This window comes from Sphingosinithalassobacter sp. LHW66-3 (assembly GCF_050703275.1).
Lineage (GTDB): Bacteria > Pseudomonadota > Alphaproteobacteria > Sphingomonadales > Sphingomonadaceae > Sphingomonas.
In genome coordinates, this window is the sequence record NZ_CP193482.1 from 1,235,020 (window position 1) to 1,260,457 (window position 25,438).

Annotated in this window: 31 protein-coding genes and 1 tRNA gene; 14 read left to right on the top strand and 18 right to left on the bottom strand. The window is 66.8% G+C overall.

The window, feature by feature from the left end:
• The first annotated feature begins 8 nt into the window (after positions 1-8).
• Positions 9-215 (top strand): DUF2945 domain-containing protein, encoded by a 207-nt coding sequence (locus tag ACQ450_RS05755; protein ID WP_188055735.1) that lies wholly within the window; start codon positions 9-11, stop codon positions 213-215.
• Positions 216-224: 9 nt separating this feature from the next.
• Complete coding sequence (locus ACQ450_RS05760) at positions 225-494, top strand: SWIB/MDM2 domain-containing protein (RefSeq protein ID WP_188055736.1); 270 nt, start codon at positions 225-227, stop codon at positions 492-494.
• 161 nt (positions 495-655) lie between these two features.
• Here the strand turns inward: ACQ450_RS05760 and ACQ450_RS05765 are convergent, their stop codons facing one another.
• From ACQ450_RS05765 to ACQ450_RS05780, 4 genes are all read right to left on the bottom strand, one after another.
• Positions 656-1,765: an inositol-3-phosphate synthase gene (locus tag ACQ450_RS05765; RefSeq protein ID WP_431470860.1), complete on the bottom strand. Its 1,110-nt coding sequence runs from the start codon at positions 1,763-1,765 to the stop codon at positions 656-658.
• A gap of 76 nt (positions 1,766-1,841) precedes the next feature.
• The gene (locus ACQ450_RS05770) at positions 1,842-2,762 is read right to left on the bottom strand and encodes a beta-xylosidase (RefSeq protein ID WP_431470861.1); all 921 of its coding nucleotides are present in this window, start codon (positions 2,760-2,762) and stop codon (positions 1,842-1,844) included.
• Positions 2,759-3,559, bottom strand: coding sequence for a TIGR04290 family methyltransferase (locus ACQ450_RS05775; RefSeq protein WP_431470862.1), 801 nt, complete (start codon positions 3,557-3,559; stop codon positions 2,759-2,761). Before ACQ450_RS05775 ends, ACQ450_RS05770 begins: the two co-directional genes overlap by 4 nt.
• A complete protein-coding gene (locus tag ACQ450_RS05780; protein WP_431470863.1) occupies positions 3,556-4,353 on the bottom strand; it encodes a histidine phosphatase family protein in 798 nt (265 codons plus the stop codon). The genes ACQ450_RS05775 and ACQ450_RS05780 overlap by 4 nt, the downstream gene beginning before the upstream one ends.
• A gap of 53 nt (positions 4,354-4,406) precedes the next feature.
• On the opposite strand from ACQ450_RS05780, the gene ACQ450_RS05785 reads away from it, so the two are divergent.
• The 7 genes from ACQ450_RS05785 to ACQ450_RS05815 all read left to right on the top strand — a co-directional run bounded on the left by ACQ450_RS05785 (position 4,407) and on the right by ACQ450_RS05815 (position 12,099).
• Positions 4,407-5,522, top strand: coding sequence for an NAD-dependent epimerase/dehydratase family protein (locus ACQ450_RS05785; RefSeq protein WP_431470864.1), 1,116 nt, complete (start codon positions 4,407-4,409; stop codon positions 5,520-5,522).
• Positions 5,519-6,598, top strand: a complete 1,080-nt coding sequence (locus tag ACQ450_RS05790; protein ID WP_431470865.1) for an NAD-dependent epimerase/dehydratase family protein — start codon at positions 5,519-5,521, stop codon at positions 6,596-6,598. Before ACQ450_RS05785 ends, ACQ450_RS05790 begins: the two co-directional genes overlap by 4 nt.
• A gap of 14 nt (positions 6,599-6,612) precedes the next feature.
• Positions 6,613-7,716 carry a glycosyltransferase family 4 protein gene (locus ACQ450_RS05795; protein ID WP_431470866.1) on the top strand — a complete coding sequence of 368 codons (1,104 nt, stop codon included), beginning with the start codon at positions 6,613-6,615 and terminating at the stop codon, positions 7,714-7,716.
• A 68-nt stretch (positions 7,717-7,784) separates the two neighbouring features.
• Positions 7,785-8,822, top strand: coding sequence for a CgeB family protein (locus ACQ450_RS05800; RefSeq protein WP_431470867.1), 1,038 nt, complete (start codon positions 7,785-7,787; stop codon positions 8,820-8,822).
• Positions 8,819-9,907 carry a CgeB family protein gene (locus ACQ450_RS05805; RefSeq protein WP_431470868.1) on the top strand — a complete coding sequence of 363 codons (1,089 nt, stop codon included), beginning with the start codon at positions 8,819-8,821 and terminating at the stop codon, positions 9,905-9,907. Before ACQ450_RS05800 ends, ACQ450_RS05805 begins: the two co-directional genes overlap by 4 nt.
• A gap of 1 nt (position 9,908) precedes the next feature.
• Positions 9,909-10,991, top strand: a complete 1,083-nt coding sequence (locus ACQ450_RS05810; RefSeq protein ID WP_431470869.1) for a CgeB family protein — start codon at positions 9,909-9,911, stop codon at positions 10,989-10,991.
• Between the two features lie 64 nt (positions 10,992-11,055).
• Complete coding sequence (locus ACQ450_RS05815; protein WP_431470870.1) at positions 11,056-12,099, top strand: UDP-glucuronic acid decarboxylase family protein; 1,044 nt, start codon at positions 11,056-11,058, stop codon at positions 12,097-12,099.
• A 161-nt stretch (positions 12,100-12,260) separates the two neighbouring features.
• On the opposite strand, the gene ACQ450_RS05820 is transcribed toward ACQ450_RS05815, so the two are convergent.
• The 8 genes from ACQ450_RS05820 to ACQ450_RS05855 all read right to left on the bottom strand — a co-directional run bounded on the left by ACQ450_RS05820 (position 12,261) and on the right by ACQ450_RS05855 (position 17,476).
• Entirely contained in the window at positions 12,261-12,692 is a 432-nt protein-coding gene (locus ACQ450_RS05820) for a hypothetical protein (RefSeq protein ID WP_188055747.1), read from the bottom strand.
• On the bottom strand, positions 12,689-13,828 hold the full coding sequence (locus ACQ450_RS05825) for a hypothetical protein (RefSeq protein WP_431470871.1): 1,140 nt from the start codon (positions 13,826-13,828) through the stop codon (positions 12,689-12,691). Before ACQ450_RS05825 ends, ACQ450_RS05820 begins: the two co-directional genes overlap by 4 nt.
• Before the next feature lie 116 nt (positions 13,829-13,944).
• Positions 13,945-14,021, bottom strand: a tRNA-Arg gene (locus ACQ450_RS05830).
• Between the two features lie 47 nt (positions 14,022-14,068).
• Positions 14,069-15,067, bottom strand: coding sequence for a hypothetical protein (locus ACQ450_RS05835; RefSeq protein ID WP_431470872.1), 999 nt, complete (start codon positions 15,065-15,067; stop codon positions 14,069-14,071).
• A gap of 62 nt (positions 15,068-15,129) precedes the next feature.
• A complete protein-coding gene (locus ACQ450_RS05840; RefSeq protein ID WP_431470873.1) occupies positions 15,130-15,603 on the bottom strand; it encodes a DUF1178 family protein in 474 nt (157 codons plus the stop codon).
• The gene (locus ACQ450_RS05845) at positions 15,600-16,421 is read right to left on the bottom strand and encodes a carbon-nitrogen hydrolase family protein (protein WP_431471171.1); all 822 of its coding nucleotides are present in this window, start codon (positions 16,419-16,421) and stop codon (positions 15,600-15,602) included. Before ACQ450_RS05845 ends, ACQ450_RS05840 begins: the two co-directional genes overlap by 4 nt.
• Positions 16,421-16,678 carry a glutaredoxin 3 gene (grxC, locus tag ACQ450_RS05850; protein ID WP_188055751.1) on the bottom strand — a complete coding sequence of 86 codons (258 nt, stop codon included), beginning with the start codon at positions 16,676-16,678 and terminating at the stop codon, positions 16,421-16,423. The genes ACQ450_RS05845 and grxC overlap by 1 nt, the downstream gene beginning before the upstream one ends.
• A 33-nt stretch (positions 16,679-16,711) precedes the next feature.
• Positions 16,712-17,476: a double zinc ribbon domain-containing protein gene (locus ACQ450_RS05855; protein WP_431471172.1), complete on the bottom strand. Its 765-nt coding sequence runs from the start codon at positions 17,474-17,476 to the stop codon at positions 16,712-16,714.
• 10 nt (positions 17,477-17,486) lie between these two features.
• On the opposite strand from ACQ450_RS05855, the gene ACQ450_RS05860 reads away from it, so the two are divergent.
• On the top strand, positions 17,487-18,329 hold the full coding sequence (locus tag ACQ450_RS05860) for a methyltransferase domain-containing protein (RefSeq protein ID WP_431470874.1): 843 nt from the start codon (positions 17,487-17,489) through the stop codon (positions 18,327-18,329).
• 13 nt (positions 18,330-18,342) lie between these two features.
• Here ACQ450_RS05860 and ACQ450_RS05865 read toward each other — a convergent pair whose 3' ends face one another.
• Positions 18,343-18,741, bottom strand: a complete 399-nt coding sequence (locus ACQ450_RS05865) for a (deoxy)nucleoside triphosphate pyrophosphohydrolase (protein WP_431471173.1) — start codon at positions 18,739-18,741, stop codon at positions 18,343-18,345.
• A gap of 78 nt (positions 18,742-18,819) precedes the next feature.
• Here ACQ450_RS05865 and ACQ450_RS05870 point away from each other — a divergent pair, with 78 nt between their 5' ends.
• Together ACQ450_RS05870 and ACQ450_RS05875 are read left to right on the top strand one after the other, a co-directional pair.
• Positions 18,820-19,002 (top strand): Flp family type IVb pilin, encoded by a 183-nt coding sequence (locus tag ACQ450_RS05870; protein WP_188055754.1) that lies wholly within the window; start codon positions 18,820-18,822, stop codon positions 19,000-19,002.
• A 125-nt stretch (positions 19,003-19,127) separates the two neighbouring features.
• On the top strand, positions 19,128-19,295 hold the full coding sequence (locus tag ACQ450_RS05875) for a Flp family type IVb pilin (RefSeq protein WP_188055755.1): 168 nt from the start codon (positions 19,128-19,130) through the stop codon (positions 19,293-19,295).
• A 101-nt stretch (positions 19,296-19,396) separates the two neighbouring features.
• On the opposite strand, the gene ACQ450_RS05880 is transcribed toward ACQ450_RS05875, so the two are convergent.
• From ACQ450_RS05880 to ACQ450_RS05895, 4 genes are all read right to left on the bottom strand, one after another.
• On the bottom strand, positions 19,397-20,344 hold the full coding sequence (locus tag ACQ450_RS05880) for an acetyl-CoA carboxylase carboxyltransferase subunit alpha (RefSeq protein WP_431470875.1): 948 nt from the start codon (positions 20,342-20,344) through the stop codon (positions 19,397-19,399).
• Positions 20,345-20,426: 82 nt separating this feature from the next.
• The gene (locus tag ACQ450_RS05885) at positions 20,427-21,278 is read right to left on the bottom strand and encodes a tyrosine-type recombinase/integrase (protein ID WP_431471174.1); all 852 of its coding nucleotides are present in this window, start codon (positions 21,276-21,278) and stop codon (positions 20,427-20,429) included.
• Between the two features lie 55 nt (positions 21,279-21,333).
• Positions 21,334-23,121 carry a hypothetical protein gene (locus tag ACQ450_RS05890; RefSeq protein ID WP_431470876.1) on the bottom strand — a complete coding sequence of 596 codons (1,788 nt, stop codon included), beginning with the start codon at positions 23,119-23,121 and terminating at the stop codon, positions 21,334-21,336.
• A gap of 25 nt (positions 23,122-23,146) precedes the next feature.
• On the bottom strand, positions 23,147-23,284 hold the full coding sequence (locus ACQ450_RS05895; protein ID WP_431470877.1) for a hypothetical protein: 138 nt from the start codon (positions 23,282-23,284) through the stop codon (positions 23,147-23,149).
• Between the two features lie 82 nt (positions 23,285-23,366).
• On the opposite strand from ACQ450_RS05895, the gene ACQ450_RS05900 reads away from it, so the two are divergent.
• Positions 23,367-23,906: a shikimate kinase gene (locus tag ACQ450_RS05900; RefSeq protein ID WP_431470878.1), complete on the top strand. Its 540-nt coding sequence runs from the start codon at positions 23,367-23,369 to the stop codon at positions 23,904-23,906.
• Entirely contained in the window at positions 23,903-25,009 is a 1,107-nt protein-coding gene (gene aroB / locus ACQ450_RS05905; RefSeq protein WP_431470879.1) for a 3-dehydroquinate synthase, read from the top strand. Before ACQ450_RS05900 ends, aroB begins: the two co-directional genes overlap by 4 nt.
• Positions 25,010-25,023: 14 nt before the next feature.
• Here the strand turns inward: aroB and ACQ450_RS05910 are convergent, their stop codons facing one another.
• Positions 25,024-25,350: a hypothetical protein gene (locus ACQ450_RS05910; RefSeq protein WP_431470880.1), complete on the bottom strand. Its 327-nt coding sequence runs from the start codon at positions 25,348-25,350 to the stop codon at positions 25,024-25,026.
• Between the last annotated feature and the right edge of the window lie 88 nt (positions 25,351-25,438).

Consider the following 25,438-nt stretch of genomic DNA (forward strand, 5'->3'; position numbering starts at 1 on the left):
AGTTCAGCATGGCAGACAAATTCCACGCGGGGGACCGCGTGACGTGGAACGCGCACGGCGGCACCGCGCATGGCGAGGTCGTCCGCAAGCAGACGAGTGACACGAAAATCAAGGGCCATCAGGTACGTGCATCCGAGGAAGATCCGCAGTACATCGTCGAGAGCGACAACGGCGGACGAGCCTCACACAAGCCGTCGGCGCTCGAACCGGAATAGGAGAAGAATATGGCGGAGACGAAAGCAAAGGGCGGAGCGCGTGGTGGAATCGCGAAGCCAGTGACTCCCTCGCCCGAACTGGCCGCGGTCGTGGGCTCGGGACCGCTGCCGCGCAGCGAGATCGTCAGCAAGATGTGGGACTATATCAAGAAGAACGACCTTCAGAATCCCGAGAACAAGCGGGAAATCCTCGCCGACGACAAGCTGAAGCCCATCTTCGGCAAGGACAAGGTCACGATGTTCGAGATGAACAAGCACATCAGCAATCACGTGAAGTGATCGCTCCCGCCGGCACCGGCGGCTTGCACGAACCCACGGGACGAGTCTCGGATGAGGCTCGTCCCGTTGTCGTTCGCGCACCCGAACCGGATCAGACGGACGGAAGGACGGTTTTCGTGCTGCCGACGTCGGCGTGAACCGAGCGTGCGCTCCGCGCCGCGTCAGGCGCTGCCGGCGATGAACGCCTCGACCGCCTCATAGGCAGCGTCATCGGTCATCTGCTCGGGCGGATGCTTGCAGAAATAGGCGGCCGCAGGCGTCACCGGTCCTGCCATGCCGCGGTCGCGCGCGACCTTGGCACAGCGGATCATGTCGATCGCGACGCCGGCCGAATTGGGGCTGTCCTCGACGGAGAGGCGCAACTCTAGGTTCATCGGTACGCCGCCGAACATCTGTCCCTCCATGCGCAGGAAGCAGACCTTGTTGTCGTTCTGCCACGGCACATAGTCGCTGGGGCCGATGTGGATATTCTCGTCCTCGAGCCGCGCCGCCGTCACCGATTGCACCGCCTCGGTCTTGGAGACCTTCTTCGACGCCAGCCGCTTGCGATTGGCCATGTTGAGGAAGTCGGTGTTGCCGCCGGTGTTGAGCTGGTACGTCCGCTCCAGCTTCACGCCGCGCTTCTTGAACAGATCGGTGAGAACGCGGTGGACGATGGTCGCGCCGATCTGCGCCTTGATGTCGTCGCCGATGATCGGAACGCCCGCCTTTTCGAAGCGCCTTGCCCATTCGGGGTTGCTGGCAATGAACACGGGGATGTTGTTGACGAACGCCACGCCCGCCTCGAGCGCGCATTCGGCGTAGAATTCGGTCGCCTCCTGGCTGCCGACCGGCAGATAGTTCATCAGCACGTCCGCGCCGCTCTCGCGCAGCACTTCGACCACTTCTTCGCGGCTCGGCTCGGGCGCGTCCGCCAACAGGAAGGTGCGCTCGTCGACGAACTCCGCCATGTGATCGGCGACCCCGTCAAGCACGCGCCCCATCCGCACCTTTGCCCCGGTCGGCTTCACTCGATCACAGAAGACGGTGGTGCAGTTGGGCTTCGCGAAGATTGCGTCGGACACGTCCTTGTCCACCTTGCGGCGGTCGACGTCCCATGCGGCGACGACGCTGATGTCGGACGGTCGATAGCCGCCCAGTTCCCAGTGCATCAGGCCGATCAAATCGTTCGATCCCGCGCGATAATGCTCGATTCCCTGAACGAGGCTCGACGCGCAGTTGCCGACGCCGACGAGCGCGACGTTGATCGAACGGGGCGTGGGGGACAGCATCAGACGCTCCTCGCTACCATGGCTTTCGAATTCCTGTCGTTTCTCAGGACGAACGGAACCGGCGCAGCTATGTTCCTCATGCTAGCGCGGCCTTCGTCGCCGCCTTCGCCGGTGCGTAGCGATCGATCATCCAGGCGCAGAAGTCGGCGAACTGCTGCGGGTCCTGCGCGCAGCTGGTGTGGTGCGCCTCGACGCCGAGATGCTCGGGCGTGAAGCAGAAGGTGACCAACAGCTCAAAATCGGCGAGCGCCTCCATCTGCCGGTCGAACCAGTCGATCGCCCCGTCGCGGAAACTGTCGGCCCAGCTGAGCCCGGTCCGCAGCTTCTTCACGCCCAGGTCCTTCATCACCCGCACTGCAGCGTCGAGCCGCGGATCCTGGAAATGGAACCACTGCATCAGCCCCATGCGGTCGGCGTATTTCGCATAATGATCGAGCGCGGGCTTCGGCGTGCCGTCCTCGCGGATCAGGCCCATGTAGAAATGGCGGTAGTAGCTCGAACCTTCCGCTTCGCGGTGGCGGGTCTCGGCGCCCCAGCTCTGCGGCAGGTCGAAGAGCGAATACCAATAGACGTTGGGAATCCGGTCGAGCAGCAGCTCGGCGGTCTTGTCGATCCCGAACACCTGCACTTCCTCGGCACCGAACGAGCCGACGCCAACTTCGGTCGCCCAGATCGGCTTGTCGGGCACGACCGCCTCGATCTCGGCGATCTTGTCGGGCCAGGCGTGGATCGGCCACAGGTTCCAGTCGAGCGGAAAGCCGTGCACCGCCACCACATCGACGGCATCGAGCGCGCCGTGATCGCGCATCCGGTTCACCCAGTGCGGATCGATCGGCGACATGCCGCCCAACACGCGCTGCACATCGGGGTTGATCTCCGCGATCGCGCCGCCCGCCCGAATGACGGTGTCCGCATAGATCGACCAGTCGGGATCGAGCTCGGGATTCCAGTGCGACTTGTTGTTCGGCTCGTTCCAGATCATCGCGGCTTCGATCATGCGCACTCCCCCCTTGCTGGATAGACTGCCGCCGGCCCGTGCTCGGAATAGGGGACGGTCGCCACGCGGCAGAGATAGACTTCGGGCTCCGGCTGCGCCTCGATCGTGAAGCCCGCAGCGCGCAGCATCGCCTGGCTGCACGCGGCGTTGGGCGCCCACCAGTTGGTCCAGTCGTGCGCAAACTCGCGCTCGATGAAATGCATCTTCGGATAGGCCGGATTGTCGAAATAGTCCGGCGGCTCGGTGGTGCCCGGCTTGTGGAACGGATGGTCCTCGGGAACCTGCAGCACGGCCTCCGTCCCCTGCTGCATCGTCTGGAACAGCATCAGATCGCCCGCGACATGCTCGCGGATCAGATCGAGGGCCAGCAGCGGATGGCGCAGGTGATAGAGAACGCCCATGAACACCACGAGATCGAATTTCTCGCCGAGCGCGGCGACGTCATAGACGTCGAGCTTGGCGAACTCGATACCGTCGAAGCCCAGCGCCTCGCTCGCGAGCCGCGCCTGCGCCAGATAGCGCTCGTCGCTGTCGATCCCGACCACCCTGTCGGCGCCGCGGCGCTTCATCTCCACCGAATAGAAGCCGGCATTGCAGCCGATATCGAGCACCGTCTTGCCTGAAAGGTCGTCGGGGAGCGCACCGGCGAAGCGTTTGAACTTGAAGCTCGGATAATCGCCGAGGAAATGATCCGGCGCCGTCTGGACGCCGCCACCAAGATCGATGTTGTGAAACCAGGGCGCGAGTTCCGCCACGCGCTCGCGCAGGTCCTTCGCCGCTACTGCTGTCGCCATCATGCCACCTGTTCGTTGAGGCTCAACACCCGTCCGCCCCAGTCGCCGACGGCGACGCGGCTCACCGAGGCGGGGTCGATGTCGAAGGAATGGATGCGGTCAAGCGAGAGGCCGAGCCAATGCGCCACAGCCGCCCGAATGATGTCGCAGTGGGTAACCATCGCCACCGCGCCGTCCGGATGCGCCGCAGCAGCCTGCTCGGCATGCGCGACGACGCGGGCCTGCGCCTCGGCCATGGCCTCGCCGCCCGGGCAGCGCGCTTCGCTGCGCCGGGCGTTCCAGTGTTGCCACTGGGGATCGTCTTCGAGATCGGCGAACGCCTTGCCGGTCCATGCGCCGAAATCGATTTCGTCGAGCGCGGTATAGACCTGCACATTCTCGCCTCCGCGCGCCTCGCGGACAGCATCGGCGGTTTCGCGCGCGCGCTGAACGGGGCTCGAATGAAGTGCGGCGAACGGCCGGTCGGCCAGCCTGGCGCCGAGCGCCCGGGCCTGCCCCCTCCCCGCATCGGTGAGTGGAATGGCCGGCTGCCTGCCGCTCAGGGTGTTGCCGATATGTCCATGTGCCGCGTGCCTGATGAAATAGATCGTCGCCGTCACGCGGTCCAAGCCCCTCACGTAAATTCCCGCAGGATTCGGGATCGTTACGGACCCAAACCCGTTGGGGCGAATGGGGTTCCGGTCCCGATCAAAATTTGTGGAGCCGTTCGGGAACTCAGATGAAGAAGAGGCATTGAAGGGAGTCCGGAGTTGAAGCTGAACGGCAAGTGAGGATCGATGCTGCCGAACAATGAACATGCAGAAGAGTGCAGCTTTTCTCGAATCGGGCTAGTTGGTGGGGGCGCCGGACTGTGACGGAATCAATACTCATTACCGGCGGAGCGGGCTTTATCGGCCGCTTCGTTTGCGAAGAGCTGCTGCGTCGCGGCAACCGCGTGCGGGTGCTGGATTCGCTGATTCCCCAGGTGCACGGCGATGTCGAACGTCCGCCCCTGCTCCCCCAGGATGCCGAGCTGATCCGCGGTGACGTGCGCGATGGGGATGCAGTCGCGCGCGCGCTGAAGGGCATCGACAGCGTAGTCCATCTCGCCGCCGAAGTCGGCGTGGGGCAATCGATGTACGAAGTCGAGCGCTACACTTCGGTCAATGACGTCGGCACCGCCGTCCTGTTCGAGCGGCTGATCGACAATCCCGTGCGCCGCGTGGTCACGGCATCCTCCATGTCGATCTATGGCGAGGGCCTGTACGAGAATGCCGATGGCGAACCCGTGCAGGATGCCGAACGCAAGACGCTGAAGGACGGCCAGGCGAACTGGGAGCCGCTCGACGAGCAGGGACGGCCGCTCACGCCGGTCGCCACGCCCGAGTGGAAGCGGCCCAATCTCGCGTCAATCTATGCGCTCAACAAATATGTGCAGGAGCGCACGACCCACATCATGGCAAAGCCCTATGGCATCGAGGGCGTGTGCCTGCGGCTGTTCAATGTCTATGGGCCCGGCCAGGCGCTTTCCAACCCCTATACCGGCGTACTCGCCATTTTCGCGTCGCGGCTGCTGAACGGCCAGCAGCCGATGATCTTCGAAGACGGCGAGCAGCGGCGCGACTTCGTGCACGTCACCGATGTCGCCCGTGCCTTCTCCGATGCGCTCGAGCTGCCTCAGGCAGCGGGCGAGACGTTCAACATCGGTTCCGGGCAGGACCGCTCGGTCACGGAAGTCGCCAATGCACTGGCGGAGGCGATGGGCAAGAACGACATCGAGCCCGAGATCGTCGGCAAGGGCCGCATCGGCGATATCCGGCATTGCTTCTGCGACACGTCCAAGGCCGCCGATGCGATCGGCTTCCGGGCGCGCAAGGATTTCGGCGAAGGCCTCGCCGAACTCGCGGAATGGGTTGCCGAGCAGACCGCCGAGGATCGCGTGAGCGAGGCGCGCGCCGAGCTGGAAAAGCGCGGGCTCGTCGCATGACCGCCGATACTCGCCCTGTCCTCATCACCGGCGGCGCCGGCTTCATCGGCGCGAACCTCGCCGATCGGCTGGCGGGCGACGGCCATGCGGTACTCGTTTACGACGCGCTCAGCCGCCCCGGCGTGGAGCGCAATCTTGCGTGGCTGCGCGCGCGCCACGGCGATCGCATCCGCGACGTGACCGCCGACATCCGCGACGTCGACCGCCTGACGCTGGCGGCCCGCGAAGCAAAAGCGGTGTTCCACCTCGCGGCGCAGGTGGCGGTGACCACGAGCCTCGCCGACCCACGCGAAGATTTCGAAGTCAACATCGCCGGCACGTTCAACTTGCTCGAGGCGCTGCGCGGCTCGCGCACGCCGCTGGTCTTCGCGTCGACCAATAAAGTCTATGGCGACCTTGCCGACATGGAATTCGAGAGCCGCGACGGCGCATGGCTACCCGCGGATGCCGCGGTCCGCACCCATGGCATCTCCGAGACCCGCCCGCTCGATTTCCACACGCCCTATGGCTGCTCGAAGGGCGCGGCGGACCAATATGTGCTCGATTACGCGCGCAGCTTCGGGGTGCCGGCCGCGGTGCTGCGGATGAGCTGCATCTATGGCCAGCGCCAGATGGGTACCGAGGATCAGGGTTGGGTAGCCCATTTCCTGATCCGTGCGCTCGAGGGGCGTTCGGTGACGCTCTATGGCGACGGGCGGCAGGTGCGTGACGTGCTCGACGTTCGCGATGCAGTCGATGCCTATATCCGCGCCTGGGAGAATATCGATCGGGTCGCAGGACGCGCGTTCAACCTCGGCGGCGGGCCCGACAATGCAGTGAGCCTGCGCCAGGTGATCGCCGAGATCGGTGCGCTGCTCGGCCGCGAGGTGGCCGTCGACTTTTCCGACTGGCGCGCGGGGGACCAGCGCTGGTTCGTCGCCGACACGCGGGCTGCGGAAGCCGCGCTCGGCCTTCAGCCGAAGCGCTCCTGGCGCGAAGGCATTGCCGCGCTGGCGCAGTGGCTCGCCGAAGAGCGTGGCATTCCGCTCGGTCGGTCTTCCGAGCCGGAGCCGCGCGTTCAGGCGGTGGCGACATGAGGAGCGGAGGCCGGATGCGCATCCTGATGACCACCGATGCCGTCGGCGGCGTGTGGCAATATGCCACCGATCTTGCGGCTGCGCTCACGCCGCATGGCGCGCAGACCGTGCTTGCCGTGCTTGGCCCCGAGCCTTCCCCCGCGCAGCGCGCGGAGGCCGAGGCGATCCGCGGTCTCGAACTCGTCGAAACGGGCCTTCCGCTCGACTGGATGTGCGATTCGGCAGCTCCGGTGCGCGCGGCTGGCAAGGCGGTGGCGGCGCTTGCCCGCGAGAAGCACGTCGATCTGGTCCATCTCAACTCGCCTGCGCTTGGCGCCGACACCTGGTTCGGGCTGCCGGTGGTGGCAGTGAATCACGGCTGCCTCTCCACCTGGTGGGAAGCGGCGCGCAGCGAACCGCTGGCGCCGAACTATCGGTGGCACCGCGCCTTGATGCGGCGTGGCCTCACGTCCGCCGACATCACCGTCGCGCCCAGCGCCGCCTATGCCGCGACCATCGCGCGCCACTATCGCCTGCCGGACACGCCGGTGGTCGTCCACAACGGGCGACGGCCCTTGCCGCTGCCGCCGCAATCCGGCGAGGCTCCGGCCGATTTCGCCTTCACCGCAGGGCGGCTGTGGGATGATGTGAAGAACGCCCGCACGCTCGATCGCGCCGCCGCACTTCTGACGGTTCCGCTCCGCGCCGCCGGATCGACTCGGGGTCCGCACGGCGAGGAGCCGTCGCTGGAACATCTCGACCGGATGGGCCAGATCGACACGGCCGAACTCGCCGGGACGCTTGCCCAGCGCCCCATCTTCGTCAGCGCGGCGACATTCGAGCCGTTCGGTCTCGCCGTGCTCGAGGCAGCGGCGGCAGGCTGTCCGCTGGTGCTTTCGGACATCCCGACGTTCCGTGAGCTGTGGGACGGTGCCGCACGCTTCGTCGCTCCGCATGATGCGGCGGGCTTCGCCGAAACGATCGAGGCGCTGCGAGACGACCCGCTCGCGCGCCGACAGCTCGGCCAGGCTGCACGCAAGCGCTCGGCCCAGTACACGCCCGCCGCCATGGCTGCCGGAATGGCGCGGCTCTACTCGGGATTCCTGCCGGACGAAGGGCAAGGGAGAGCCGCTGCGTGAGGATCGTCTACTTCACGCACTCCTTGCGCAGCTGCTGGAACCACGGAAACGCACATTTTCTGCGCGGCGTGCTCCGCGAGTTGATCGCAGCCGGGCACGAGGTCCGTGCATTCGAGCCCGAGGCGAACTGGAGCCTCGCGCATTTGCTCGAGGATCATGGCGCGTCCGGACTCGACGCGTTTCGTCGTGCCTATCCCGATCTCGCGTCGATCCCCTATGCCTCCGGCGATCCGATCGAGCCCATGGTCGAGGGCGCCGATCTGGTGATCGTCCATGAATGGAACGAGCCGGCGCTGGTCGCCCGGCTCGGCCGACTGCGCGCGCGCGGCGCCCGTTTCCTTCTGCTGTTCCACGACACGCATCATCGCGCGGTGAGCGCGCCGGAGGAAATGCGCAGCTACGAGCTTGACGCCTATGATGGCGTGCTGGCGTTCGGCGAGACCCTCTCCAATGTCTATCGCGACTGGGGTTGGCGCGACCGGGTATGGACCTGGCATGAAGCGGCCGACACCCGCCACTTCCACCCCCCCGCCGAGCCGCAGGATCGCGAGGGGCTGGTATGGATCGGCAACTGGGGCGACGGCGAGCGGACTGAGGAGCTCGAGCGCTTCCTCTTCCGCCCCGCCCGCGACGCCGGGCTTCCGCTCGACGTCCATGGGGTTCGCTATCCCGACAGCGCAAAGGCGACGCTGCGAGACTTCGGCGCGCGCTACCGTGGATGGGCACCGAACGCCGAAGTGCCGCGCCTGTTCGCGCGGCATCTGGCCACGGTGCACGTGCCACGCCGATATTACACGACCATCCTGCCCGGCATTCCCACGATCCGCGTGTTCGAGGCACTCGCCTGCGGCATTCCGCTCGTCTCGGCGCCCTGGGACGACAGCGAGAATCTCTTCCGTCCAGGCGAGGATTATCTGGTGGCGGCCGACGAAAGCGCGATGCGGCGCCATCTCGTCGCGCTGCGCGACGATCCTGCGCTGCGGCAATCCCTTGCCGCCAAGGGGCTCGAGACCATTCGCGCCCGCCACACATGCGCGCACCGCGCCGACGAGTTGCTCGCCATCGCCGCCAGCCTGCGCGCCCAGCCTGCGGAGCATTGCGCATGAAAATCGCCTTCTACGGATCGAGCCTGTTGTCGAGCTACTGGAACGGAGCGGCGACCTATTATCGCGGGATGCTGAAGGCGCTCGCGGCGCACGGCCACGATATCCACTTCTACGAACCCGACGCGTTCGACCGCCAGGCGCACCGCGACATCGAGCCGCCGGACTATGCCGCCGTGACGGTCTATCCGGCGGACGAGGACGGGCTTCGGTCAGTGCTGGCGGACGCCGCCCACGCCGATGTGGTCGTAAAGGCGAGCGGCGTCGGCGTGTTCGACACCGAGCTGCTGCAAGGCGTGCTGCGCCATGCCCGGCCCGACGCGACACGCATCTACTGGGACGTCGATGCCGCGGCCACGCTCGACGAGATTCGCAGTGCGCCCGATCACCCATTGCGAAGCGCGCTGCCCGATTATGATCTGGTGCTCACCTATGGCGGCGGCGCGCCCGTCGTCGACGCCTATACCGGCTTCGGTGCCCGCGACTGCGTGCCGATCTACAATGCGCTCGACCCGGAGACGCATCATCCGGTCCCACAGGATCCGCGCTTCGAGGCTGATCTCGCGTTTCTCGCCAACCGGCTGCCCGACCGCGAGGCGCGTGTGGAGGAATTCTTCCTGCGTGCCGCCGCCGCGCTGCCCGATCGCACTTTCCTGATCGGCGGCAACGGCTGGCACGACAAGACCATGCCCGGCAATGTCCGCCCGATCGGGCATGTCGGCACGCGCGACCACAATGCGTTCAACTGCACCCCCAAGGCGGTGCTGAACGTTGCGCGCGATTCGATGGCGAACATCGGCTTTTCGCCTGCGACGCGCGTGTTCGAAGCCGCGGGCGCGGCCGCGTGTCTCATCACCGACGCCTGGGAGGGGATCGAGCAGTTCCTGGTACCCGACGAGGAAGTGCTGGTCGCCCGCGACGGGCAGGACGTCGCCGACCACATCGCAGCGCTCACGCCGGAACGCGCCGAGGCGATCGGGCAGGCAGCGCTGCGGCGCGTGCTCGCCGAACACACCTATGCCCTGCGCGGCGAACAGCTCGACTCGATCCTCAAGGCCGAGCGCGCCAAGGCGCGGGAGGCGGTGTGACATGAACCTCGTCGTCCTCGGCCTCTCGCTCAGCTCCTCCTGGGGCAATGGTCATGCCACCACCTTCCGCGCGCTGCTGAAGGCATTCGCGGCACGCGGGCACGACGTCCTGTTTCTGGAGAGGGATGTTCCATGGTATCGCGACCACCGCGACCTGCCGGACCCGAGCTTCTGTCAGCTCCGCTATTATGACGATCTCGACGATCTAGCCCGCTGGAGGAGTCGGATTGCCGCCGCCGACGCAGTCATCGTCGGTTCCTATGTTCCCGAAGGCGTTGCGGTCGCCCGGCTGGTGCAGGACTGGGCGCAAGGCCCGGTCGCCTTCTACGACATCGATACGCCGGTGACGCTGGCGAAGCTCGCGCGCGGCGACTTCGAATATCTCTCGCCCGAGGTGATCCCCGGCTACGACGTCTATCTTTCGTTCACCGGCGGGCCGACGCTCGATCGGATCGAACGCGACTATGGTTCGCCGGCCGCACGGCCGCTCTACTGTTCGGTCGATCCCGAAGCCTATCCGCCGCTCGATGTGCCCAAGCGTTGGGATCTCTCCTATCTCGGCACCTACAGTCCCGATCGGCAGCCCACGCTCGAGAAGCTCCTGATCCAACCGGCGCGACGCTGCCCCGAGCGGCGCTTCGCGGTCGCGGGACCGCAATATCCCGAAGACATCGACTGGCCGGAGAATGTCGAGCGGATCGATCATCTGCCGCCTGCCGACCACCCCGAATTCTATGGCGCGTCGCGCTTCACGCTGAACGTGACGCGCGCCGACATGATCGCTGCCGGCTGGTCGCCTTCGGTGCGCATCTTCGAGGCCTCGGCGTGCGGAGTGCCGATCCTCTCGGATCACTGGGAAGGCATCGAGACGCTGCTGGAGCCGGGGAGCGAATTGCTGCTCGCCGCCGGACCGGACGACGTGCTCGCCGCGCTCGCACGCGACGCGCGCGAAATCGGCGGGAAGGCGCGTGAGCGCGTGCTGGCGGAGCATAGCGCGGCCCATCGTGCCGCCGAGCTGGAGCATCATCTCGGCGATGCGGGACGAAAGAGCACCTTCGCCGGAGCAGCGGCTGCAACTGCCTAAGGTCTTGAGAGTTGTTGTTTTGCAATCGTCACAAGGCGTTCGCGAGACGTTATTCGAGGAGTAGATGATGCGTAATGGAAAGGAATCGCTGGTCCTGGTCGCAGGTGGCGCCGGGTTCATCGGCTCGCATCTCTGCCAGGCGCTGGTCGATCGAGGCCATTCCGTCGTCTGCCTCGACAATCTGCAGACCGCACGCCCCTCGAACTTGCGCGCGCTGGAGCGTCTCCCGGGCTTCGAATTCGTCGAGCACGACGTTGTCCAGCCCCTCCCCGCCAGCATTCGCGAGCGCGCCGATCGCTTCACCCAAATCTACAATCTCGCCTGCGCCGCCTCGCCGCCGCAATATCAGGCGGACCCGGAGCACACGATGCTGACCAATGTGGTCGGCACCGATCATCTGCTGAAGCTGGCGGAAGCCGCGGGCGCCCGCTTCCTGCTCACGTCGACCAGCGAAGTCTATGGCGATCCCGAGATGCACCCGCAGCGCGAAAGCTATCGCGGCTTCGTCAGCTGCACCGGCCCGCGCGCCTGCTACGATGAAGGCAAGCGCGCGGCGGAGACGCTGACCTTCGACTATGCCCGCATGGGCCGCGCCGAAGTGCGCGTCGCGCGTATTTTCAACACCTATGGCCCGCACATGCACCCGGATGACGGGCGCGTCGTTTCCAACCTCATCTGTCAGGCGCTCTCCGGCCGCGAGATCACCATCTATGGCGATGGCAGCCAGACGCGCAGCTTCTGCTACGTCTCCGATCTCGTCGACGGGCTGCTGCGCCTGATGGACAGCGAATCTGACGGGATGGAGCCGGTCAACCTCGGCAATCCCGACGAGCTGACCGTGAACGAGCTGCTCGGCCACATCCTGAAGCTCACCGGGTCCGACGCCCCCGTCGTGCACAAGCCGCTGCCGAAGGACGATCCGCGGCGGCGCCGGCCCGACATCGGCAGGGCGAAGGCGAAGCTGGGCTGGGAGCCGCGGGTGCCTCTCGCCGAAGGGCTGGAAAAGACCGTCGCCTGGTTCGCCGAGGAACTCGACGCTCCGGTTCGGACCGGGCGCGGCCGGCGCCAATGGACCGACATGCCGGCAGTCGCGGCGAGCGCCGTCTGACCGCCGACTTCCCGCCGGTACGCGCGTCACCCGATCCCACAGATCTGCGGAGAATGGCGACTCAACCGAACCGTGCCTTGGGCGCTCGTGCCGATCGCCACAAGCCGTGCCGCCAGCCGGTCATCGCCTCCGGCTGGCGGTAGCGCGCTCGAAGCAAATGCTTAGATGCACGCTTCGAACGCGTCCAGGAGGCGCCTCCCAAGCGCGCTTGAATCGAACTCGACCCGGATGTTCTTTTCGGAACGATCGCTGCCCCCCTCGTCCTCATAGTTCGCCGACGGAGACAGCGTGACGACCCCATCCTCAAGGTCGATTCCGACCGCTTTCGCGCCCCGCGCGAGTGCCCTCCAGTCTTTCGCGCCGACCGCATCGAGCATTGGCTTCTGCACCAGCGGCCACTCGTCGCGCTTCGGATACGGCACGCCCTGCGTCGAGACTTCGAGCGCCGCGCGAAGATGCTCGGTCATCGCTTCGATGTCGCCATAGTCGCTGACGAATACCGGGCCGTAGGATATCCAGACGACATTGTCCGTTCCGGCAAACGCCTGCGTATAGACCTTGCCGTTCTTTAGCAGTGCACACGCACTTTTCATTTCTCTACCTCCCTGACGATGACGATCCGGACCTGTACAGGGCGCGGCAGTGATGCCGAATATTCGCTAACTTGCTCGAATGCCCTTTGCTGGAGAGCGTTCGCAGCATGTGGAACGGCCAGCTCGAGAACCCGGTGTCCGATCATTTCTTCCCACAGCCGAAGACCACCCCACCCGCGCTCGCGAGTACCGCTGTAGCGGGAAATCTTGTCCACATAGCCGGTGAGCGTGCCGCGAAGTCGGTCGGCAGCACGATGCGAAGCCGCATCCAAGTCGATACTTTTGATGCTTGTGATTTCCCGATTGATGATCCGATCCACGACCGGAAAGTTGACCGTCACATTATGGCCCAGGGCCTTCTCGATAGCCTCCCCGCGAAGCGTGGGCGCGAGCAGCCACGGGTTCGCCATCTCTGCCGGGATGACCGCCTCGGCCCGCACAGCGCTGGAAACCCGTGACGCTGCTGCCTGCGGTCCGATCGCCAGTCCGATGTTGGCCAACACCGAACCCGAAGCGTAGCCAAGATCGTGCGGCGACGCAGTTGCCACCGACGCAATCGCACGGCTCAAGTGAACGTAGGTAGGGGTATCCTCCGCTTCGATCGCCGCATCGATCGTTCCGGCGATGCCGCTTCCGATCGCCCCGACGGTCGTGATCGGACTGGTCGTCAGCAATGTGTAAGTGCCGGTGACGGCACCTTCCGCGACGTCGTACACTCCTTCGGCGACGCCGGTCGCAAAATCGGCCAACGGGTTCGGCGGATCGGCGGGCGAAGGCGCGAGCGCTTCCTGCTGGCGTCGCCGCCAGTCTTCGATCAGCGCGCGGTTTGCGGAGGTGTCGCCATGCAGCGCGAGAAGCCGATCCCGCTCCGTATCAGCCTCCTCCCGGCTTCCAACAGGCGGAAGGATCTCGCGCAGTTCGATGGTCGGAGCATCCTGGCGAACGCGGGGAGCTGCGCCACCGGCACTCCGAGCAAAATATCGGCCCTGACCGGCAAAGGTGAACCTGCCCGTTCTTGCGTCGTGCCATGGATTGAACTTGAACTCGCGTCCGCGCGCGTCGACCGGACCTCCGGCGCGCCCCGTCCGCAACCAGGCGCGAAACGCCGCCCGGCGTTGTTCCATCGAAATCTGCATGCTCTGCCCCCGACTCGCTCAAGGACGAGAACATTTGAGCAACATTTTCCAACAAGTCAATCGCCGCGGATTGCGGTCAGCGGGCGAGCGTCGGCTGGGGCATTCCGCTCAAGGGCTGGTGTCCCGGAGAGGATTCGAACCTCCGACCTCCAGATTAGGAATCTGCTGCTCTATCCTGCTGAGCTACCGGGACACGGGCCGCTGGGTAGGATGCGGCATCGGGATGGTCAATCTGCCCCATCAGTCGCGCGGGCGGCGCGTCAGGCGGATTCCGCGCACCTCCGGCCCCGCGCCTTCGGGGAATTCCAGAGTCAGGATCGAATCGGACAACTTCAGATCGCCGTCGGCAAAGCGCCAGACGCGGCCGGCATAGGGCTCGTCCCCGACGATCTCGGGGCGACCATACCAGAAGTTGATCGTGTCCAGCAGTCCCGCCTCGGTTTCGTCGATCTGAAAGTCGATCGAAGTGATCCGGCCGTGCTGCACATGCGCCACGCCGCGCGTGATCGCGCGCATGTGGAAGCCGTCGTCGCGGACCTTGCACTCCGCATAGCCGCGCGGATCGTTCCGTTCGCCGGTGCAGTCATAGGCGATTGCCCCGAACCCCTGCTCCCATTCGGGATCCAGCCGAGTGAGCGAAATCCCCCGACGCGCGGCACGGGCCGCGTCGAACTCGCGCCGGTAGCGGACCTGCTCGGCCTCCAGCTCGCGTGGGCTGACAGCATATTGAAGCGTCAGCGATGCGGTGCCGGTGGTGAGATAGAGGCAGGCGATCGTGATGCTGCGCGCATCGAGCGGGTCCTCCTGCGGTTCGACCAAGCGGACGCGCGACTCGTGGCCGGCATTCTGGCGCTGCTCGATCAGCCCGGGAAACCGCAGCAGTGCGATCTCGGCAAGCGTCTGCAGATCGCGATCACAGGCGCGTCGGTTCAACTGCCCGTCCGGAAAGCTCGGGTGCGGATGGTTGTACCAGCCATCGCCTTCGATCCGGGTGACGACATTGCCGTTTTCGGGGTCGATGCGCACCCGGTCCACCGGCCCGCCTGGCCGGCGGATCAACGCGTTCCGATCCAACTGTGCGACCCGCTCGTACCCGCTGGAGTGCAATGCCGCCGCAGGCCACCCGAGCAAGGCATCATAGGCGCCGCGGATGAGGTGGTCCGGCTCCGCCTCTTGCGCGAGCAGCTGCGACGAGACAATCACTGCCGCCGCCGCAACGGCCCACTTCAAACCCCGCACGGTGTCCCCCCCCTGCGGCCATAGCAGCCGGAAGCGCATGTTTCACCGCGGAACGACGTACGTCAATTGCGCGCTTCGGGAGGGACCACCGGAAAGGGGAGCGGCGCGACGGGAACACCGTCGTCGATCAGCTGCTTCGCCTGTTCGAGCGTCGCCTGACCGTGGATCGGGGCCTCGGTCTCTTCGCCGGCGTGCATCGCACGCGCACGCTTTGCGAAGCTCTTGCCCACCCACTGCGATGTCTCGAGCGCCTTGGTCTGCGCCTGCGCCAACACCTGCAGCGCCGCCTTGATTGCATCGGGAGACGGAAGTGCCTCGGCGGCGGGGGTCGGGTCGAGGCGAGCGGCAGGAGTATCGGCCTTGCGGTTTCCTTTCGCCGCTACGTTGGGTGCCATCACCGCTTTCTCGATCGCAGGATCGCCGCACATCGGGCATTGCACGAGCCCGCCCGCTCGCTGTTCCTCGAAGGCGCGGCTCGAGCCGAACCAGGCTTCGAACACATGGCCCTGACCGCACTTCAAGTCGAAGACGATCACAACGCCTCCACCCCCGGAATCGGCCGACGATGGCTGAGCACGGGGATACGGCTGCGCGCAGCCTCGACACGCGCGGGATCGATCTCGGCATAGCCAAGGCCTGGCGCCTCGCCCATGTCGAGCAGCAGTTCGCCCCAGGGGTCGACCACCAGCGAATGGCCATATGTGGCGCGCCCGTCCGCATGCTCGCCGGTTTGCGCCGCGGCAACCACGAACGCGCCCGCCTCGATCGCTCGTGCGCGCAGCAGCACATGCCAGTGCGCCTGCCCCGTCGGCCGAGTGAAGGCGGCCGGCAGCGCGAACAGTGTCGCGCCCGCATCGCTCAGCGCACGGAACAGGTCCGGGAAGCGGAGATCGTAGCAAATCGCAAGGCCAAGACGGCCGAGCGGCGTCTCCACCGTCACCGCGCGCTCGCCACCGGCATAGGTCGCCGATTCGCGCCAGCTCTCACCGGTCGGCAAGTCGACGTCGAACAGATGCATCTTGTCGTAGCGCGCCCGGATCGCGCCCGAGCCGTCGATCACAAAGCTCCGATTGGCGAGCTTGCCGTCGTCGCGCAGCAGCGCCAGCGAGCCGAGGTGCACCCAAAGCCCGTGCTTCGCCGCCGCTTCGCGCACCGCGGCCAGGACGCGATCCTCCTCCTCGCGCGCCACCACCTCCGCGGCGCGCTTGCGGTCCCGATCGAGCAATCCGCACATCTCCGGCGCAAACAGCATCGCCGCGCCCTCGCCCGCCGCGTCGGCAATCGCCTGAGTAATCGTGCGGCCATTCGCGGCGGGATCGATCCCGCTCGTCATCTGGAGCAGCGCAGCGCGCATCATCGGCCGAGGAGGGGATCCAGTCCGCCCCCGCGATCCAGCGCGGCAAGGTCGTCCGATCCGCCGATGTGGCGATCGTCGATGAAGACCTGCGGCACAGTGGTCCGGCCGTTGGCGCGCTGGATCATCTCCTTGCGCTTCTCGCCGCCCAGCGTGATGTCATATTCCTGATAGGCCGCGCCCTTGCCGTCGAGCAGGTGCTTTGCGCGATAGCAATAGGGGCAGAATGCCTTGGTGTAGATTTCAACTTTCGCCATGTCTCTCCGACCTGTGATGCAGGGCGCCGCTTGTCAATCGGCCGCTTCGGTTTCGAGAACGCGCGCCCAGCACAGAAGGATCACTCGCGTCGCCCCGCCGCGTTTGAGAATGCGGGCGCAGGCGTTGCCGGTGGCGCCGCTCGTGTGCACGTCGTCGATCAACACGACGGTGCGGCCGGCCAGCTGCTGGCGGGCGCCGGGGGCAAGCGCGAAAGCGCCTGCGACTGCCGTGGCGCGCTGGCGCGGCGAAAGGCCGCGAAGCACGGGCGTCGCCTTCGCGCGGCGCAGCAGGTTCTGCGTCGCCGGCACTCCGCTGCGCCGCGCCAGCGCCGCGGCGATCAGCCCTGACTGGTTGTAGCCGCGCGACCAAAGCCGCCAGCGGTGAAGCGGCACCGGGACCAGCAGTTCGGCGTCGGCCGGCATGAGCCGCAGCATCGCCGTCGCCATCGTTTCGGCGCATGCCATGCGCCCGCCATATTTCAGCTTCAGCGCCACCGTTCGCGCGACATCGCCGTAGGCGACGGCGGCGCGCACACCGTCGTGTGGCGGGGCCGATGCGAGGCACGTTCCGCACAGCGCATCCGGTCCGCGCTCGAATTCGAACGGCAGATGGCAGCCCGCGCACCAGGGAGGACCCAGAAAGCGAAGGGAGCTCCAGCACGACGCGCAGAAGCGATGATCCTCCGGAGTGATCGTCCCACAGCCGGGGCAACGCGGGGGCAGCGCGAGATCGGCGATCCGTCGGAGGGAAGCGAGGCTGGCCACACGCGCCTTGTCGCCGGGGACGCAACGCTGCACAAGCACGGCCGTGAGCGACTCCGAAATCTTCGATCGCGCCCGCCGCCGCCGCCGTCGCGACCGGGCGGCACCCGCCTATTCCGCTTATGACTTCGTACGCGCACACATGCTGGAAGGCATTTTGGAGCGGCTTGCCGATGTGAAGCGCACGTTCGGCGACGTGCTGGATCTCGGCAGCTTCGGCGGCGCTTTCGAACTGCCCGGCGCCCGCATCGCCCGCCTCGACGCGGGCTACCGATTCGCAAGGTCCGCCGGCGGCGTGCAGGCGGACGAGGATCGGCTACCCTTCGCCGACGCCAGCTTCGACCTGATCGTCTCCGCCGGCGTGCTCGACAGCGTCAATGACGTGCCCGGCGCGCTGGCACTGGCGCGGCGCGCGCTGCGCCCCGATGGCCTGTTCCTCGGCGCCTTGCTTGGGGCAGGCACGCTGGCGACGCTGCGCGCCGTGATGCTCGAGGCCGAGACCGAACGGCCTGCCGCGCGCTTCCATCCGCAAATCGACGTCCGTGCGGCCGGCGATCTGCTGGCGCGCGCCGGATTCGCACTGCCGGTCGCGGATGCGGAGACGCTGACGGTACGCTACCGCAGCGTCTTCGATCTGCTGCGCGACCTGCGCGGCATGGCGGGCGGCAATCTGCTCGCAGAAACCGCCCCGCTCACACGCGGCACGCTCGCCCGCGCTGCCGATGCCTTCGGGGCGCGCGCGGATGCGGAAGGCCGCACTGCCGAGCGGTTCGAAATCGTCTATGCCACCGGCTGGGCACCCGATCCCTCGCAGCCCAGGCCGGCACGCCGCGGCAGCGCGACAGCGAGTTTGGCCGACGCGCTCCGCTCGGGCGAGACGAAGCGCTGAAAGCGGCGCCCGCCTAGACCAGCGCCTCGAGCAGCCCGATCAGCGGCTTGTCCGCAGGCGGCATCTCCAGCCGATGCAGTTCAACCGGCCGCAGCCACCGCAGCGCGCTTGCGTGTCGCGCCTCGGGCACTCCACTCCATTTACGCAAGGCGTAGAGCAGCAACAGCAGGTGCCGCTCGCCGAGCGGTTCGCTCGCGAAGGTGGCGGGCGCCAGGCATGCGGTTTCTACTCCGATCCCCAGTTCCTCCGTCAGTTCGCGCGCAAGGGCAGCCTCGGGCGCTTCGCCGGGCTCCACCTTGCCGCCGGGAAATTCCCAAAGTCCCGCCATCGGCTTGCCCGGCGGCCGCTGCTGAACCAGCACCCGGCCGTCCGCATCCACCAGCGCGGCCGCCACGACAAAGAGCATCGGCATGGTCACGCAACGTTCCTTAAGCACTTCATTACCATTTCTTCGCTACAGCCAGTCGAGCTCTGGAAAAGAGGGATGTCGATGCGGCCGCTGCTGAACTTCGCGAAGGAGCTGATCCACAGCCCCAAGGCGGCGACAGCAGTGGAATATGGATTCATCCTCGCCCTCATCGTCGTAGCGATCATTGCCAGCATCGTCGAACTGGGCGGCGTGACTTCCGGCATGTGGAACAATGTGAGCGCAAAGGTCCAGACTGCCGGCTGATCCTTAGCGGCGCCCTTCTCTCGCTTAGAGTTTCTTAACGTCCGGTCGCTAGCGTCGATCGTGCCGAACCGGTTCTCCGGATCGGCCGGGTGACTGAAGCAACCATTGGAACGATGGAGACCGGTATGCAGAAGATTCGTGCTTTCCTGAAGAACAACAAGGGCGCCACCGCAATCGAGTACGGCCTGATCGCCGCGCTGATCGCCGTCGCCGCCATCGCCGCGATGCAGGGTCTGGGCAATCAGCTCAACAAGACCTTCGGCAACGTGACGTCGAACATGAAGGCGTCGTAAGACTCCTTTCGAACGACACCGGAAAGGGCGGCGAGACAAGGGTCTGGCCGCCCTTTTTGCATTTGCACAACAGCGAAGGACGCGCTCCTGCCCGGCTGAGCTCAGGCGCGACCCATCGCCAGGAACTTCGCCCGGCGCGCTTGGCGCAGCCCCTCGCGCGGCATTCCTTCATACTGTGCCAGCGCAGCCGCGATCGCATCGCCAAGCGCCGTGATCGCGGCCGCAGAGTCGCGATGCGCGCCGCCCAGCGGCTCCGGCACGACAGTGTCGACGACGCGCAGCTCCTTCAGATGCTGTGCGGTCACTTTCATTGCCTCGGCCGCATCGGCGGCCCTTTCCGCGGTGCGCCAAAGGATCGAGGCGCAGCCTTCGGGGGAAATCACCGAATAGACCGCATGCTCCATCATCAGCACGCTGTTGCCCGCAGCCAGCGCCACGGCGCCGCCTGATCCGCCTTCGCCCAAGATCGACGCGATCACCGGAACGCCGACGCTAAGGCACTGCTCGGTCGAGCGTGCGATCGCCTCCGCCTGACCGCGCTCTTCGGCCTGCACGCCTGGAAACGCGCCCGACGTATCGACCAGCGTGATGATCGGCAGCCCGAACTTGTCGGCCAGCCGCATCAGCCGGATCGCCTTGCGATAGCCTTCGGGCTTGCCCATCCCGAAATTATGCTTGAGCCGGCTCGCGGTATCGTCGCCCTTCTCATGGCCGATCACAAGCACCCGACGCCCCCGAAATCGCCCAAGGCCGCCGATGATCGCGGCATCGTCGGCGAAGGCGCGGTCGCCGCCCAGCGGCGTGAAATCCTCGATCAGCCCCGCGACATAGTGTTTGAAGTGCGGCCGCTCGGGATGTCGCGCCACCAGCGTCTTCTGCCAGGGCGTCAGCTTGGAATAGGCGTCCTTCAGAAACTTGTCCGATTTCGCCTGCAGCCGTGCGATCTCGGCCGCGATGTCGACTTCGCCGCCGGCGGCGGTTTCGCGCAACTCGTTGATCCGGCTCTGCAGCTCGGCGATCGGCTTTTCAAAGTCCAGAAACGTTGCCATTCGGCCGCTGAATCCCGTCGTTCCACCATATTCCCGCTCGTCCCGAGCGCTAGGTGCGGCCTAGGGCGCGCGTGTCACTGCGTCAACGCGGCACGTCCGCAAGGGGATGCCGGGCGTTCACCAGCTCGACCAGCCGGCGGCTGTCGACATGGGTGTAGATTTCGGTGGTGGCGATGTCAGCATGGCCCAGCATCGCCTGCAGCGCGCGCAGATCCGCCCCGCCTTCGAGCAGGTGAGTCGCGAAAGCGTGTCGCAGCACGTGCGGACTTACGCGCTCGGGCGCGATTCCCGCCTCGGCAGCCAGCCCGCGCAGGATCTGGTACAGGCGCACGCGCGACAAATGCCCTTTGCCCGAGGGAAACAGCCATGGCCGGTCCGCATCCACATGCGTCCGCCACGCAGCCACGGCCGCCCGCGCCCGATCGGAGATCGGCACCAGCCGCTCCCTTCCGCCCTTGCCCTTCAAAATGAGATATGGCCGATCGGGCGCGACTGCGTTGCGCTGCAGTCCGACGAGTTCGCTAGCCCGCAGCCCAGACCCGTAGAGCAGCTCGACGAGTGCGGAGAGGCGCAGGTCACGCGGATCGGGCGGAGCGCGCGCGATCCGCTCCGCGATCGCAGCGAACAGGCGGTCGACTTCGATCGTTGACAGGATCTTCGGCAATGGGCGCGCCGCTGCCGGGCGCGGCAGCGCGGCGCCGGGATCGTCCGCGCGCAGCTGCTCATCGGCCAGAAAGGCATAGAAGCGCCGGAGCGCGGCGGACTTACGCGCCGCCGTCGCGCGCGCCAGCGGTTGCCACTGCGTACCGAGCCGTTCAAGATCCGCTTCGTCGGCTTCGCCGAGCCGCCCGCTCAGAAACTCGGACGCGAGCCGCAGATCACTGCCATAGGCCGCGATGGTATTTGCCGCCGCGCCTGCTTCGGCGGCCATCATCTCCAGAAACCGTTCGATCAGCGCGGCGTCCGTGAGCGCGGTCACGCTCGCGCGCTCACGCCCGGGTAATCGCTTCGACCGCGATCATCCGGGCATAATCCTCCAGCCCGGCGGCGCGCAGGCTCGCAACGATATGAAACAGCGCGGCGGGCGTAACTCGGCTCCAGTCGTGCGTCTGCATCCCGACCGCAGCAAGCAGCGTCGCATGCGCGGATTCGTCGCGCCGGCCGGCTGCGTTGATTTCCCGCGTCCAGATGTTCTCCGCACCGATCTCGACATCGAGCGCCCGGGCCATGCGCTGCGCGTCCTGCGCTTCCATGCGGCCCAGGCCCGCCAGCCCGGCGAGGAAGAGCTGCGCCTTGCGCCGGTCGAAATTGGCGCGATAGGAATCCGCGTCCGAGTAGGAAACCGGCGCCGTCGGTGCGGGATCGGCCAAGGTCAGCATCGCCCAGCCGTCGCTGCCGCGCTCGACGATGTCGCGCCACGCTTGCGCGCGGCCCGCGAACCCCGCTGTCAGCATGGATGCGATCAGCATGTCGCTCGCGTCGCGCAGCTCGGGCGACGGCGGCAGCGCCGCGGCGGCACGCGCCGTCAGCACCAGCCGGCCATAGCGCGCCCGCTCGTCGCGCGCGGCGTTCCACAGGCTGCGCATCGCCGCGACTCGATCGTCGGCGTCGGCCGAGGCGAAGGCGCGGCGCAGATCGCGCGCGACGCCTGCCTCGTCGCTGTTGCCGTCGTCCTGCTCTTCGATCTCGCCATAGAGATCGACCAGCCCGACGCTGGAGAAGACACCATTCGCGGCCGCGAGTTCCGCCGCCTGAGCACGGGCGCGCGACTCGGGAGTCGGCGAGAGTGCATACCAATAGCGGACCTGCGGGCCGACGGTGGCGAACAGCCGGTCGGGAATTTCCACTCCGGTCGCGGTCGCAAGGCCATATCGCCATGCCGTGAGGTCGCCGACGCCGTCCCACTCGATCGTCACGGCGCGCTGGCCGCGCGATCCGGTGCCGACAACCTTTTCGGCGAGCAGCGTATCGATATCGTCGCCGCCGCCGCGGCGCGTCGCTTCCTCGAGCAATTCGCCGGCGCGCTGAGGCCGGCCGGCGAGTCCCGCGCACATCGCCTCGGCCAGTTCCCATCCGCGCGCGCCAATCCGGTCGGCGCCTTGCTCGGCGAACGGGCAGAGCGCGGCCGGATCACCCGTTGCGAGCGCCACCTGCATCGCCACCCGGAACATCTTCGGCGTGTAATTCTCGACGTCCACGCTCTGCAGCACGGCGCGCGCGGCGATCGGCTCGCCCATCCGCAGCAGCAACCAGGCGCGCTCGGCGGCGAAATCAGGGCCGGTCACGCCGCGCGGCGTATCGACCGGCGACATCAACGCCCGGCGCAATGCGATCGACAGCCAGCGTGACGCGATCGGGGCGTCGAGCCGGCGCATCAGCGTCTGCAGATAGCGGCCATCGGCATGACCGAAGCTGGCAGCCCCGAAGCCCGGGTTGCCCCAGGCTACCGCACCGATCCGAGCCGTCGATCGCTTCGCGAAATCGGGCATTTCATAGCGCGCGAGTTGCGCCGCACGCTCGGCACGCCGAGCTGCTTCTGCCTCCGGATCGTCCGGCTGTCGATCGGCGGCTTCCGAGTCTCCGCTCGGCGGTGCCGCTGCAGGCGGCGGCGCGGGCGCCGGAGCAGGTGCCGGCGCGGGAGCCGGCGAATCGGGCGCGCGCGTCGGGCGCGACACCGGCGCAGGCGCAGGCTGGTCGAAGCCGGGCGGCAGCAGCGATTCGGGAGCGTCCTGCGCGTCTTGCCCCAGCGCGGGAATTCCCGCGCCGAGCAGCAGCATCGCAGCGACCGCCCCAGCTGCCGCGCTATTGCGTGAGATTTTCAAGCGATACGACCTTCTCGACGCGGACCGGTTCCGTGCTGGTGTCGCGGCTGGACAGGAGGAACAATCCGACGACCAGCAGCAGCAGGACGACGATCAGCACAACGAGCGAACGGGACATGAGGTGCGGGTCCGTGAACAGTGAAACCGGTGTGCGCGGCCTTTTGCCCGACAGCTGGCCTCGCTGTATAGCCCCTGCCGTCATGTTACAAACCCGCCCCGCCGATCCGCTCTGGAAGGACCGGCCCATCGTCCTCGTCGGGTTGATGGGAGTGGGCAAGACAACGGTCGGGCGGCGCCTGGCGCAGCGGCTGCGGCTACCCTTCGTCGATGCGGATCACGAGATCGAAGCGGCGGCGGGCATGTCGGTCTCCGATATCTTCGAACGCTTCGGCGAGGCGCACTTTCGGGACGGCGAACGCCGCGTGATCGCGCGTCTGATCGACGGCTCGCCCAAAGTGATCGCAACCGGCGGCGGCGCCTTTCTGAACGAGAAGACCCGCGCGCTGATCCTTGATCAGACACTGGCGATCTGGCTCGACGCCGAGCCGAAGGTCCTGGCTGAACGCGTGCGGCGACGGGACACGCGCCCGCTGCTGCGCGGCCGCGATCCGCTGACGGTGCTCGAGGAACTGGCGCGCGTGCGCAATCCCTATTACGCGCTGGCTCCGGTGCGGGTCGAAAGCATCGCCGCGCCGCACGATGCCACCGTCAACGCCATCCTGAAAGTCCTCGGCAAATGACCGTCGTTCCCGTCGCGCTCGGCGCACGCAGCTATGAAGTGCGGATCGAGGCGGGCTTGCTCGCCAGCGCGGGCGATACGCTCGCACCGCTGGCGAACGGCCGCCCAATGCCGGTAGTGACCGACACGAATCTCGCGCCTCACCTCGCGACCCTCCAGGCGAGCCTCACCGCCGCAGGCATTGCGAGCGAGGCAATCGTGCTCCCGCCTGGAGAAGGCTCGAAAAGCTGGCAGACTCTGGAGGAGCTGACCGACCGGCTACTCGCGCTCGGCATCGAGCGGAGCGATCATGTGATCGCGCTGGGAGGTGGGGTGATCGGCGATCTCGTCGGCTTCGCGACCGCAATCCTGAAGCGCGGCTGCAATTTCGTGCAGATCCCCACTACCCTGCTGGCCCAGGTCGATAGCTCGGTGGGCGGCAAGACAGCGATCAACACCCGCGCCGGCAAGAACCTCATCGGCGCCTTCCACCAGCCCGGGGTCGTGCTGATCGACCCGCAGGTGCTCGACACGCTGCCCGCCCGCGAACTGCGCGCCGGCTATGCCGAAGTCGTCAAATATGGGCTGATCGACGATCCGGACTTTTTCGACTGGTGCGACGCGAACGCCCCGGCGCTGCTCGCCGGAGATCCGGCAGCGCGCCAATATGCCATCGCCCATTCCGTCGCCGCCAAGGCGCGCATCGTCGCCGAGGACGAGCGCGAGACCAGTGGCCGTCGCGCCCTGCTCAATCTCGGCCATACCTTCGGCCACGCGCTGGAAGCAGAAACCGGTTTTTCCAGCAAACTACTGCACGGCGAGGCAGTGGCGGCGGGGATGGCGCTGGCCTTCGGCTTCTCGGCAGCGCAAGGAATCTGCGCGCGTGAAGATGCCGAGCGCGTATCGCACCACCTTCAGAATATCGGTTTACCGGATGGACTGAACGGCGCAGAGGTTCGCGCCGACGGCGACACACTCGTCGCGCACATGCGCCACGACAAGAAGATGGAGGGCGGCACCCTCCCCTTCCTGCTCGCGCGCGGCATCGGCGAAACCTACCTTGATCGCAGCGTCTCGCTCAGCGAGGTGGCTGCGTTTCTGGATACGGAACGCGCGGCGGCCTGAACGCCGACGTGCGGCTATTCGACCAGCGCTACCGTCAGCGTTGTCGCCTGCGGCTGAATCGAGCGGACGCTCACCGCACCGTCTTCCTCGCCCTGCTCGACCGCCGCGATCTGGACCGCCGTTACGCTCTCGCCGGTCGCCTCTTCGGGCGGAACCACAGCCTGCACGCCATCGCCCTCGGAACGGATTTCCTCGAAGACGTAGACGCCTTGGCTGTCGAGGTAGAAGGTGTTGTCGCCGAAATGGCCTTCGAGGCCCGATTCAGCGGCTGCTTCCTGCGGAATGGGGGTAAGGCCCGTCTTGGCCTGGATCGTTTCGACCTGATCGTCGCTGAGCTTCATCGGAGCGTTCTCCTGTTGGAACGGGAGGGACACGCCCGGATAGCGAGCCCCCGAGGACGCCGATCGGCGCCGGGTGTGCCTAAAGCCT